This is a genomic window from Rhizobium sp. NFR12 (assembly GCF_900108545.1).
In the GTDB taxonomy this organism is placed as follows: Bacteria; Pseudomonadota; Alphaproteobacteria; order Rhizobiales; family Rhizobiaceae; genus Neorhizobium; species Neorhizobium soli.
In genome coordinates, this window is the sequence record NZ_FNWM01000001.1 from 1,275,572 (window position 1) to 1,287,857 (window position 12,286).

The 12,286-nt window shown below is 60.7% G+C and carries 11 protein-coding genes; 10 read left to right on the forward strand and 1 reads right to left on the reverse strand.

Annotated elements, in window-relative coordinates:
* Positions 1 to 4: 4 nt before the first annotated feature.
* The 10 genes from BLW69_RS06195 to BLW69_RS23095 are packed head-to-tail and all read left to right on the forward strand — an operon-like array spanning position 5 to position 10,511.
* Positions 5 to 1,477 carry a UDP-N-acetylmuramoyl-L-alanyl-D-glutamate--2,6-diaminopimelate ligase gene (locus BLW69_RS06195; RefSeq protein WP_092660611.1) on the forward strand — a complete coding sequence of 491 codons (1,473 nt, stop codon included), beginning with the start codon at positions 5 to 7 and terminating at the stop codon, positions 1,475 to 1,477.
* On the forward strand, positions 1,474 to 2,907 hold the full coding sequence (locus BLW69_RS06200) for a UDP-N-acetylmuramoylalanyl-D-glutamyl-2,6-diaminopimelate--D-alanyl-D-alanine ligase (protein ID WP_092660612.1): 1,434 nt from the start codon (positions 1,474 to 1,476) through the stop codon (positions 2,905 to 2,907). Before BLW69_RS06195 ends, BLW69_RS06200 begins: the two co-directional genes overlap by 4 nt.
* A gap of 30 nt (positions 2,908 to 2,937) precedes the next feature.
* Positions 2,938 to 4,041, forward strand: a complete 1,104-nt coding sequence (mraY, locus tag BLW69_RS06205; RefSeq protein WP_062456167.1) for a phospho-N-acetylmuramoyl-pentapeptide-transferase — start codon at positions 2,938 to 2,940, stop codon at positions 4,039 to 4,041.
* A gap of 4 nt (positions 4,042 to 4,045) precedes the next feature.
* Positions 4,046 to 5,452: a UDP-N-acetylmuramoyl-L-alanine--D-glutamate ligase gene (gene murD / locus BLW69_RS06210; protein WP_092660614.1), complete on the forward strand. Its 1,407-nt coding sequence runs from the start codon at positions 4,046 to 4,048 to the stop codon at positions 5,450 to 5,452.
* Between the two features lie 2 nt (positions 5,453 to 5,454).
* Positions 5,455 to 6,609 (forward strand): putative lipid II flippase FtsW, encoded by a 1,155-nt coding sequence (ftsW, locus tag BLW69_RS06215; RefSeq protein WP_062456173.1) that lies wholly within the window; start codon positions 5,455 to 5,457, stop codon positions 6,607 to 6,609.
* Positions 6,610 to 6,613: 4 nt separating this feature from the next.
* Positions 6,614 to 7,738: an undecaprenyldiphospho-muramoylpentapeptide beta-N-acetylglucosaminyltransferase gene (gene murG, locus BLW69_RS06220; protein ID WP_092660615.1), complete on the forward strand. Its 1,125-nt coding sequence runs from the start codon at positions 6,614 to 6,616 to the stop codon at positions 7,736 to 7,738.
* Complete coding sequence (gene murC, locus BLW69_RS06225; protein WP_062456179.1) at positions 7,735 to 9,144, forward strand: UDP-N-acetylmuramate--L-alanine ligase; 1,410 nt, start codon at positions 7,735 to 7,737, stop codon at positions 9,142 to 9,144. Before murG ends, murC begins: the two co-directional genes overlap by 4 nt.
* 1 nt (position 9,145) lies before the next feature.
* Positions 9,146 to 10,120: a UDP-N-acetylmuramate dehydrogenase gene (gene murB, locus BLW69_RS06230; protein ID WP_092660617.1), complete on the forward strand. Its 975-nt coding sequence runs from the start codon at positions 9,146 to 9,148 to the stop codon at positions 10,118 to 10,120.
* Positions 10,121 to 10,125: 5 nt separating this feature from the next.
* A complete protein-coding gene (locus BLW69_RS06235) occupies positions 10,126 to 10,392 on the forward strand; it encodes a hypothetical protein (protein ID WP_092660619.1) in 267 nt (88 codons plus the stop codon).
* The gene (locus tag BLW69_RS23095; RefSeq protein WP_280141282.1) at positions 10,389 to 10,511 is read left to right on the forward strand and encodes a hypothetical protein; all 123 of its coding nucleotides are present in this window, start codon (positions 10,389 to 10,391) and stop codon (positions 10,509 to 10,511) included. The genes BLW69_RS06235 and BLW69_RS23095 overlap by 4 nt, the downstream gene beginning before the upstream one ends.
* A 79-nt stretch (positions 10,512 to 10,590) precedes the next feature.
* On the opposite strand, the gene BLW69_RS06240 is transcribed toward BLW69_RS23095, so the two are convergent.
* Positions 10,591 to 11,895, reverse strand: a complete 1,305-nt coding sequence (locus BLW69_RS06240; protein ID WP_062581096.1) for an MFS transporter — start codon at positions 11,893 to 11,895, stop codon at positions 10,591 to 10,593.
* Positions 11,896 to 12,286: the final 391 nt, after the last annotated feature.

Here is a 12,286-nt window from a genome sequence, read left to right on the forward strand (position 1 = left end):
ACCGATGAAACTGCGCGATCTTGCCGGAGACGATTTTCCGGAAGCGGCCGATATCCTGGCTGGACCAGCCGGTGATGTGGATATTCTCGGTCTTTCCTCGGACAGTCGGCAAATCGCCGAAGGCATGCTGTTTGCAGCTCTTGCCGGAAGCAAGGCTGACGGGTCGCGCTTTGTCGACGATGCCGCCGCCAAGGGCGCGGTTGTCGCCATCGCGTCCCATCCAGCAGACAGCAGCATCCCGGTTGTGGTCGTGGACAATCCACGCCGCTTTCTGGCAATCGCTGCCGCTCGGCTGTATGGCGCTCAGCCTAAGACGATGGTTGCGGTAACAGGCACTGCGGGCAAGACTTCGGTTGCGTCCTTCACCCGGCAGATCTGGGCCTATGCCGGCTATGCGGCTGCACAGATCGGCACGACGGGCGTCGTCTCGCCTGATCGCAACGATTACGGCTCGCTGACCACGCCTGATCCCGTCGAGCTTCAGAAGCTACTGGCGGAACTCGCGTCCGAAGGCGTCACCCACGCGGCGATGGAAGCGTCCAGCCACGGTCTCGACCAGAGCCGTCTCGACGGCGTCAAGCTGTCGGCTGTCGGTTTCACCAATCTTGGCCGCGACCATATGGACTACCATCCGACCGTCGAGAGCTACATGGCCGCCAAGATGCGGCTGTTCGATACGCTGGCACCTGCGGGCGCTCCGGCCGTGATCTTTGCCGACGACCGCTGGACTGAAACTGCGATCGAGGTGGCACTTGCTTCAGGCCTCAGCATCCGGACCGTCGGGCGCAAGGGCGGTTATCTCTGCCTGAAGCGTGTCGAGCACTTCCGTCACAAGCAGACCGCGGAGATCCATGCGGACGGCAAGATCTATGAGGTCGATATCCCGCTCGCGGGCGACTTCCAGGTGGCCAATGCGCTGGTTGCCGCAGGACTTGCGATGTCGACCGGCGTTCCGGCCGCTGTTGCCATGGCAGCGCTTGAAAAGCTCGTCGGCGCATCCGGCCGGCTCGAGCTTGTCGGCCAGACGAAGGATGGCGCGCTTGCCTATGTGGATTACGCCCACAAGCCCGATGCGCTCGAGAACGTTCTGAGCTCCGTGCGTCCGTTCACCACCGGCCGCGTGGTCGTTGTGTTCGGCTGCGGCGGAGATCGCGACAAGGGCAAGCGTCCGATCATGGGGGAGATTGCCACCCGCCTCGCGGACGTGGTGATCGTCACCGACGACAATCCTCGCTCCGAGGAGCCAGCCACGATCCGCTCCGAGATCATGGCGGCAGCGCCGGGCGCGGAAGAGATCGCCGACAGGGCAAAGGCAATCCGTCACGCGGTCGGACTGCTCAAAACTGGCGATACGCTGATCGTTGCCGGCAAGGGGCATGAGGAAGGACAGACGGTTGGGGCAACGACATTGCCGTTCTCCGATCATGTCGAAGTGCGCAAGGCATTGCAGGACCTGGCGGAGGGCGTAGCATCGTGAGCTTTCTTTGGACCTCGCAGGAAATGGCCACCGTCATGGACGGCCGGCCGATCGGGCAGATGCCGGAAGGCGTCACCGGTCTTTCGATCGACAGCCGCGGAATCACCGAGGGTGAAGCGTTTTTCGCCATCAAGGGTGACCGGGTCGACGGGCATGACTATGCCAGCATGGCGATTGCCAACGGTGCATCGCTGATCGTCGTTTCAGAAGCGAAGCTGCCGGCAATGGGCCGTCTGACGATCCCGATGATCGTCGTCGAGGACGTGCTGGCCGCACTCGTCAAGCTCGGGATCGCGGCGCGTGACCGCAGCCGCGCCCGTATCGTTGCCGTGACCGGTTCGGTCGGCAAGACGACGACCAAGGAAATGCTGCGGCATGCGCTTGCCCCGTCCGGCAAGGTGCATGCGGCCGTCGCCTCGTTCAACAATCACTGGGGCGTCCCGCTGACGCTTGCGCGCATGCCGTCCGATACGGATTTCGGCGTGTTCGAGATCGGCATGAACCATGCCGACGAGATCCGGCCGCTGGTCAAGATGGTGCGCCCGCATGTGGCGATCATCACGACGATTGCGGCCGCCCATCTCGGGCATTTCAACAGTCTCGAAGAGATCGCGGCTGCCAAAGCCGAGATCCTTGAGGGTATCGAGCCTGGCGGGGCTGCCATCCTCAACCACGACAATGCACAGTTTGCGATGCTGGAACAGAAAGCCCACGAGTTGGGCGTCAGCCACGTCATGACGTTTGGCCAGCATGCAAAGGCCGACTATCGCCTTGCCGATTTCGAGGGCAATGCCGAGAGCTCCGTTATCTGGGCCGTTCTCAATGGCGAGACGAAGGAGTTCGTAATCGGCGCACCTGGCCGCCACATCGCCGAAAATGCCATGGCAGTTTTAGGAGCGGCGCTCCTCCTCGGTGCTGACATGGGCTCGGTGGGGCAGGCGCTGGCCGAACTCAAGGCCGTCAAGGGCAGGGGACAGCGCCATCGTCTCGGTATTGGCGAAGGCCATTTGACGCTGATCGACGAGAGCTACAACGCTAATCCTGCCTCCGTTCGGGCCGCGATCTCCCTGCTCGCAGCGACAGCACCGGAACTCACCGGTCGCCGCATTGCCGTCCTCGGCGACATGCTGGAAATGGGCGAGTTCTCGGCCCAGGTGCACGAAGAGCTGGGCGGGCCATTGCTCGCCTCCGGGATCGAGCACGTCTGGCTCGCCGGCAAGGAAATGGCCGCTCTGCGGGATGCGCTGCCTGATAGTGTCGACGTACAGTATTTCGAAACGACGGACGCACTGACTGAATACGTCGTGCGCTCCGTCATTCCCGGCGACGTGCTGATGGTGAAGTCGTCACTTGGGCTTGGTTTCGGCAAGATCGTTGCCGCGCTGCTTGACAACTACCCGGCTTTTTCCGACACGGACCGCCAACCTTAAGACGACGCGGCTTTTTTGAAAGGGCCCTTTATGCTGATCTGGCTCGTGGAACTGGCAGACAAGATTCAGTTCTTCAACCTGTTCCGATACATCACGTTCAGGACGGGAGCGGCGCTCTTCACCTCGGCGTTCATCGTCTTCATGTTCGGGCCACGGATGATCAATTCACTCCGAATCCGTCAGGGCAAGGGTCAGCCGATCCGCGCCGACGGACCGCAGACCCATTTCAAGAAGGCCGGTACGCCGACCATGGGCGGGCTGATGATTCTCGCCGGCATCGTCGGCGGATCGCTGCTCTGGGCCGATCTTTCCAACATCTACGTGGTCGCCACGCTGCTCGTGACGCTCGGCTTCGGCGCAATCGGTTTTTACGACGACTATCTCAAGGTCACCAAGCAGACCGACAAGGGATTTTCCGGCAAGGCGCGCCTCGGCATCGAGTTCCTGATCGCCGGCATCGCCGTATTCTTCATGATGCGGCTTGCGATGGTGACGGAGCCGGCGGGAAACCCGCATCTGGCAACCTCGGTCGCCTTTCCCTTCGCCAAGGATTTCCTGATCAATATCGGCTATTTCTTCATCCTGTTCGGTGGCTTCGTCATCGTCGGAGCCGGCAATGCGGTCAACCTGACTGACGGTCTCGACGGGTTGGCGATCGTGCCGGTCATGATTGCCGCCGCGTCGTTCGGGGTGATTGCCTATCTGGTCGGTAACGCCGTCTTTGCAGGCTATCTGCAGATCAATTTTGTCCCCGGAACCGGTGAGCTCGCCGTCATCATGGGCGCGGTGATCGGGGCTGGCCTCGGCTTTCTCTGGTTCAACGCCCCGCCGGCTGCGATCTTCATGGGCGATACCGGTTCGCTGGCACTCGGCGGCCTGATCGGTTCGGTTGCCGTCGCCACCAAGCACGAGATCGTCATGGCGATCATCGGCGGCCTGTTCGTGATGGAAACGATGTCCGTGATCATTCAGGTCGGCTTCTTCAAGATGACCGGCCGGCGTGTGTTCCTGATGGCGCCGATCCATCACCATTTCGAAAAGCTTGGCTGGACCGAAAGCCAGGTCGTGATCCGGTTCTGGATCATCGCCGTCGGCCTCGCGATGCTCGGCCTCTCGACCCTCAAGCTGCGGTGATCCGATGATCCCGGTCACGACGTTCAGCGGAAAACGTGTCGCACTATTCGGTCTCGGTGGTTCGGGGCTGGCGACCGCGCAGGCGCTGGTTGCCGGCGGTGCCACGGTTCTGGCCTGGGACGACAATCCTGACAGCGTCGCCAAGGCAAACGTTGCCGGCATCGAGACGGCGGACCTGAGAACCATCGACTGGAGCGCGCAGGCGGCCTTCGTCCTGTCTCCGGGTGTTCCGCTGACCCATCCAAAGCCGCATTGGAGCGCAGATCTGGCGCGTGCTGCCGGCGTCGAGATCATCGGCGATGTGGAGCTTTTCGTGCGCGAGCGCCGGGCGCATGCGCCGGATTGCCCGTTCATCGCCATCACCGGCACCAACGGCAAGTCGACCACGACGGCGCTGATTGCGCATATCCTGCGCTCAAGCGGGCGCGACACGCAACTGGGCGGCAATATCGGGACGGCGATCCTGACGCTCGATCCGCCGAAGGCCGAACGGTATTACGTCGTCGAATGCTCGTCCTACCAGATCGATCTGGCCCCGACGCTCAATCCCACGGCCGGCATATTGCTTAACCTCACGCCCGATCATCTCGACCGTCACGGCACGATGCAGCATTATGCCGACATCAAGGAGCGATTGGTTGCTGGGGCGAAGACCGCCGTCATCGGCGTCGACGACAGCTATTCGACGCTGATCGCCGACCGGGTCGAGCGCACGGGCGTCAAGGTTCGTCGCATTTCCAAGCGTAATGCGGTCGCCGATGGTATCTATGCCGAGACAACCCGGCTCATCGAGATGAATGGTGGCGTTTCGTCTGCGCTCGTCGACCTCGATGGCATCCCGACGTTGAAGGGCAGCCACAATGCTCAGAACGCGGCAGCGGCGATTGCAGCCTGCCTGGCGGTCGGCGTCTCTGCGGATGACATCCGCGCCGGTCTGCGGTCATTCCCGGGCCTCAAGCACCGCATGCAGCCGGTCGGGAGACGGGACCATGTTGTTTTCGTCAATGATTCGAAGGCAACGAACGCCGAAGCCGCGGCCCCTGCGCTTTCCAGCTATGAGCGGATCTACTGGATTGCGGGCGGTCTTCCCAAGGAAGGCGGCATCGCAAGCCTCGCACCACTCTTCCAGAATATAACAAAAGTCTATTTGATCGGAGAAGCAGCACCGGCATTCGCAGCAACTCTTGGAGACACGGTCCCTTACGAAATTTCGGGCACGCTCGAACGGGCCGTTACCCATGCAGCCGCAGATGCGGCAGCCGACACTGTTTCGTCGGCAGTGATGTTGTCGCCGGCATGCGCCAGCTTTGATCAGTTTAAGAATTTCGAAGTGCGCGGCGATGCGTTTGTCGCACTCGTCGCAGCTCTCGACAGTGTGGACATGCTGGTCGATACCGGAAAAGGAAACTGAATATGGTAAGCCGCGCAGACCGTGGACCGCTCGCAGACTGGTTCTGGACGATCGACCGTTTTTTCCTGGCGGCCTTTATCATGCTGATGGGCATCGGGTTCATGTTGTCGTTTGCGGCATCGCCAGCCGTTGCCCAGCGCATCGGTCTCTCAGACTTCCACTTCGTCGAACGCCATGCGGTTTTCCTCATTCCGTCACTCGCCATCATGATTGGCCTGTCGTTCCTGACCCCGCGTCAGGTACGAAGGACCGCAATCGTGCTTCTTGCTCTTTCGCTGGCCGCGATGGTTCTGGCGTTGTTCTTCGGCGTCGAGGTCAAGGGGGCGCGGCGCTGGATCGGTGTTGGCGCGCTGTCCATCCAGCCGTCCGAATTCATGAAGCCCGCCTTCGTGGTGGTCTGCGCCTGGCTGTTTTCAGAGCACGCACGGCAGCCTGAAATTCCGGGCAATCTCTTCGCCATCATCCTGTTCGGCATCGTCGCGGCCCTTCTTGTCGCGCAGCCCGACCTTGGGCAGACGATCCTGACCAGCATCGTGTGGGGCGGCATGTTCTTCATGGCCGGCATGCCGTGGCTCTGGATCGTTCTGCTTGGCGGTGTCGGTGTCGGCGGTCTTCTTGCGGCCTATTACATGCTGCCGCACGTGACGGCCCGTTTCGACAAGTTCCTGACCGGCGAAGGCGACCGCTTCCAGGTGGAGACAGCGCATGAGGCGATCGTGCGCGGCAACTGGTTTGGCCAGGGGCCGGGCGAGGGCATCGTCAAGCGGATCCTGCCCGACAGTCACACCGACTTCGTGTTCTCCGTCGCGGCCGAGGAATTCGGCATCATCTTCTGCATGGCGCTTGTTGCAATCTTCGCCTTCATCGTGCTGCGCGGCCTCAAGCATGCCTTCAACGAGCGCAACGACTTCAACCGCTTTGCCGTCGCCGGCCTTGTGCTGCAGATCGGCATACAGTCGATGATCAATATCGGCGTCAATCTCGAGTTGATGCCGGCCAAGGGAATGACGCTTCCGTTGATCTCCTATGGCGGATCGTCGATGATCGCCATATGTGTGACAGCTGGTTTTATTCTGGCACTCACACGTCACCGGCCGGAACGGCGCGCGCAGGAACGCAGCTTGTTCCGCGTCGCGTCCGGAGTTCCCGCGGAGTAGGTATATGAGCAAGGGCATTATTCTGTTAGCCGCCGGGGGAACCGGCGGTCATCTTTTTCCTGCGGAAGCATTGGGTCACGAGCTGAAAGCACGGGGCTTTTCCGTGCATCTGGTGACCGACAGCCGCGCCGAGCGTTTTGCTGGCAAGTTTCCGGCTGATGAGATTCATGTCGTACCGTCGGCGACGTTCGGATCGAAAAATCCGATCGCGATGGCGCGGACTGCCTGGAAGCTCTGGACCGGTCTTCGCGCCGCGCGCAAGCTGATATCGCGTTTGCGGCCGATCGCGGTCGTCGGCTTCGGTGGCTATCCAACAGTCCCGCCATTGATGGCCTCGACCGGCATGGGCGTGCCGACGATCATCCATGAGCAAAATGCGGTGATGGGCCGCGCCAACAAGGCGCTGGCTTCGAGGGTGCAGGCGATCGCTGGCGGGTTTCTTCCCGAAACGACCGGCACATACGCGGCAAAGACCGTAACGACCGGCAATCCCGTGCGTCCCGCGGTTCTGGAAGCCGCAAACGTGCCCTACGTCGCGTCGCGGGGAACTGATCCGTTCCGGCTCGTCGTGTTCGGTGGTAGCCAGGGCGCTCAGTTCTTCTCGTCTGCCGTGCCCACAGCCTTGAGCCTTCTCGATCAATTCGAGCGGGACAGGCTGGTTGTGACACAGCAGGCACGCCCCGAGGATCAGGGCCGCGTCGGCTCGTGCTTCGGCAAGCTGAATTCAAAGGTAGAAATCTCGCCGTTCTTCCCCGATATGGCCGAGCGTCTTGCGGCGGCGCATCTCGTGGTGTGCCGCTCGGGTGCATCGACGGTATCGGAGATCTCGGTGATCGGGCGACCGTCCATTCTGGTGCCCTATCCCTATGCTCTGGATCACGACCAGGCGGCCAATGCGGCGGCGCTCGTTGCGACCGGCGGAGCCGAGGTCGTGGCGCAGTCCGAGCTTTCGCCGGAACGCCTCTCGGCGATGATATCGTCTGCCATGAATGAGCCGGAGCGGCTGGAAAAGACGGCGGCAGCCGCCAAGCGGGCAGGTCGGCCCAATGCGGCGATCGCACTTGCAGACCTCGTCACCGCGGTTGCTGAACGTAAAAATATTGCAGAATTCAAGGGAGTACGGGCATGAAGATGCCGAAGGCTATTGGCCTCGTTCATTTCATCGGCATCGGCGGGATCGGCATGAGCGGTATCGCCGAAGTGCTGCACAATCTCGGCCACAACGTTCAGGGCTCCGACCAGGCCGATAGCGCCAACGTGCAGCGCCTGCGCGACAAGGGTATCCCGGTTTTCGTCGGCCATACCGCCGAAAACCTCGGCGATGCGGAAGTCGTGGTCGTTTCGACAGCGATCAAGAAGAATAACCCGGAACTGGTTGCTGCGCGCGAAAAATCGCTGCCGATCGTCCGGCGCGCGGAAATGCTGGCGGAACTGATGCGCTTCCGCAATGCGATCGCGATCGGCGGCACGCACGGCAAGACCACCACGACCTCGATGGTCGCGGCATTGCTCGAAGCCGGCAATCTCGATCCGACGGTCATCAACGGCGGCATCATCAATGCCTACGGCACCAACGCCCGCATGGGCGAAGGCGAGTGGATGGTGGTGGAAGCCGACGAATCGGACGGTACCTTCCTAAAACTGCCCGCTGACGTCGCGGTTGTGACCAATATCGATCCGGAGCATCTCGACCACTACGGCAATTTCGACGCGGTGCGGGCGGCCTTCCGGCAATTCGTCGAGAACGTGCCGTTCTACGGCTTCGGCATTCTCTGCCTCGATCACCCGGAAGTGCAGGCGCTGGTCGGCAAGATCGAGGACCGCAAGGTCGTCACCTATGGCGAGAACCCGCAGGCCGATGCGCGGTTTTCGAACATCCGCATGGAGGGCACCAAGTCGATCTTCGACGTGGAAATCCGTCGCCGTCGCACCGGCCGGATCTTCACCTTCAAGGATCTCGTGTTGCCGATGCCAGGCCGCCACAACATCTCCAACGCAACGGCTGCGATTGCCGTCGCAAACCGGCTCGGGATATCGGAAGAGAATATCCGCAAGGGTCTTGCGAATTTCTCCGGCGTCAAGCGCCGCTTCACCCTGACCGGCACTGTCGACGGCGTTTCCATCTTCGACGATTACGGTCACCATCCGGTCGAGATCAAGGCCGTGCTGAAGGCAGCGCGCGAGGCATGCCAGGGGCGTGTCATCGCCGTCCACCAGCCGCACCGTTTCTCCCGGTTGTCGAGCCTGTTTGACGATTTTGCGAATTGTTTTAACGATGCCGACAGTATCATCCTTGCGCCGGTGTATGCCGCGGGGGAAGATCCGATCGAAGGGGTCAATTCAGAATCGCTGGTGTCGCGGATCAAATCGAGCGGCCACCGCGACGCGCGTTACATGACCTCTCCGAGCGAACTGGCTTCGATCGTCTCCGGCATTGCGAAGCCGGGGGATTTCGTGGTGCTTCTGGGGGCAGGCAACATCACGCAATGGGCTGCGTCGTTGCCGAAGGAACTTGAGAGATTTTCGGGACAGTAGAATGAAACAAGTGAATGGGGAAAAGCTGCTGACGTCACTCGGGGACGGCGTCAAGAACCTGCGTGGTCGTCTGACGCCGAATGCACCGATGGATCGGGTCACGTGGTTTCAGGCGGGCGGACTTGCCGAGCTGATGTTCCAGCCGCATGACGCCGAGGATCTCGCGACTTTCCTCAAGATGCTGCCGCAAGAGGTTCCGTTGACCGTTGTCGGCGTCGGCTCCAATCTGCTGGTGCGCGATGGCGGTATTCCGGGCGTCGTGGTCCGTCTGTCTGCCAAGGGTTTCGGCCAGGTCGATCTCGTGGGTGACAACCGGATCAAGGCCGGTGCGATTTGCCCGGACAAGCACCTTGCTGCGATGGCGATGGACAATGGCATCGGCGGGTTTGCCTTCTACTACGGCATTCCCGGTTCGATCGGCGGAGCGCTGCGCATGAATGCCGGCGCCAATGGTGGGGAGACTGCCGAGCGTCTGGTCGAAGTTCATGCAGTCGATCGCCAAGGCAACGAGCATGTTCTTTCCAACGAAGACATGGGCTATAGCTACCGTCATTCGTCGGCCTCCAAGGACCTGATCTTCACCCATGCGGTGTTCGAGGGCTATCCGGAGGACCGTGCCAAGATCCGCGCCGACATGGACGCCGTGCGCCAGCATCGCGAGACCGTGCAGCCGGTCAAGGAAAAGACCGGCGGCTCGACGTTCAAGAACCCGGAAGGCCATTCCGCCTGGAACCTGATCGACGAGGCCGGCGGCCGCGGCCTGATGAACGGCGGCGCCCAGATGTCGTCGCTGCATTGCAACTTCATGATCAATATCGGCCATGCCACCGGCTATGATCTCGAATATCTCGGCGAGATGGTGCGCCAGCGCGTGTTCGACAAATCCGGCATCAAGCTGGAATGGGAGATCAAGCGACTCGGCATCTTCATGCCGGGTAGGGAAGTGCGACCCTTCCAGGGTGCGACGACGGAGTAGCTGACATGAGCGACCCGTTCGATTTTGGAAAGGAGGAGCGGAAGCTCCTTCTTGTCCACAACGAACGGACCAAGCTCCGGGCCAACGCGCTCGACAGGCTCTCCAGCGCGTCCGTTGCGGCCGGCTTCATTGCTCCGATCGCATCGATGTCCAATAACGGCGTCACGTTTGGTATTTCGGTATCAATCGTTGCCTCGACCACGGCTTGGATTTTCACCGCATTGGTACTACATTTCGCTGCACAGCTTATGTTGGGAAAACTGAGGCCATGAATTTCGCTGCAGCTTTCTATCTTTACATCCTGCCTTTGAGCATTTCAGGCATTGCTTTGGTATGGATGGCTTATGAAAAGTGGAAAGAGCGGCGCAGGCCGCCGCATGCCGGCGAATAGGGCATGACAGGTCAACAACGAAAAGCCCGCGAAGTCAGAGACTTCGCGGGCTTTTTTGTCAGTTTGATTCCGCCGTGGCTCAGACTTCGTCTTTGCCCGACAGGAGGATGCAGACCAGCGTGATCACGGCAGCGATGCCGAGATAGTAGCCGACATAGGCCATGCCGTAATTGGCCTGCAGGTAGGTTGCGATATAGGGCGCAAGCGACGCGCCGAAGATGCCGGCGAGGTTGAAGGTGATCGACGAGCCCGTATAGCGGACAGCGGTCGGGAAAGGCGCGGCCAGCGCCGTTCCGATCAGGCCATAGGTCATGCCCATCAGCACCATCGCCAGTACGACGAACAGGAAGATCATGCCTTCGCCATTGGTCATCAGTGCCGGCAGGACAAACGAGAACAGCCCGATCAGCACCGTCGTCACGATCAGCATCTCGCGGCGTCCGTAGCGGTCACCCAGCTTGCCAACGATCGGAATGAAAATGCCGAACACGATCGAGCCGAGCAACTGCACCTCGAGCGCATCGAGGAACGGCATCTTCAGGATCTTGACGTTGTAGGACAGAAGATAGGCCGAGCCGATGTAGAACAGCACGAAGGTTGCAAGCGCCACGAAAGTGCCAAGCGCCAGGCTGCGCTTGTGCGTGCGGAACAGTTCCACGACCGGGATCTCGACCCGCTCCTGCTTGTCGATCGTCTTCTGGAAGGCTGGCGTCTCGGTGATCGAGAGGCGTACCCAAAGGCCAACGGCAATCAGCAGGATCGATGCAATGAACGGAATGCGCCAGCCCCAGGATAGAAGCGCATCCTGCGACATGAAGTGCAGCAGGATCCAGAACACGCCCGAAGACAGGAACAGGCCGACAGGAGCGCCAAGCTGCGGGAACATGCCGTACCAGGTGCGCTTACCCGGAGGTGCGTTTTCGGTCGCGAGCAGAACAGCACCGCCCCATTCGCCGCCGAGGCCAAAGCCCTGGCCGAAACGGCAAAGCGCCAGAAGCAGCGGTGCTGCCACGCCGATCGTCTCATAGGTCGGCAGCAGGCCGATGATCACGGTGGAAATGCCCATGGTCAAAAGTGCGGCAACCAGCGTTGTCTTGCGTCCGATCCGGTCACCGAAATGGCCGAACACGACGGCACCGAGCGGGCGGGCAAAAAATGCGATCGAGAAGGTTGCGAACGAGGCAAGCAGTGCCGTCGTCGGATCGCTGTTGGGGAAGAACAGCGCCGGGAAGACGAGGACCGCAGCCGTCGCGTAAACGTAGAAATCGAAGAACTCGATCGTCGTGCCGACCAGGCTGGCCGTCAGGACGCGTGCAGGAGAATTCATTGCAACATGCGCTAACGGCTCAGCTGACGGCGAAGCGGGAGGCGTCGCGTTTGTCATACTGATTCCAATTCAGGAGATTTAAATATGCGGCTCTCTAGGAGTGCCGGCTGCGACATACAGCAGTTTTCTGACGAGTAAAACAAAAAACGCGCAATAAACGGCACGTTTTCACCCCTGATCCATTGCGATCTTACCGCGTTCGAGCAGCTGTTCAAGCTCCATGTCCCGTGCGGTACCCTGCGACCTCAAGTCCTGCATTAACCATTTCAAAATCTAATTTGTGCTTCAATTTCAGCCTGTTGGGTTCTGCCATTAAGGAAAGTAAACGATTTGTTAACCATTTTGGTGCACCAATAGCCTGGCGATCAGATCTGAGAAAGAATCGTTGGTCGTACAAGTTTGGCGCAAGCGATGTCGCTTAAGCCTAAAGCCCTTTTCCGGGAGTGGT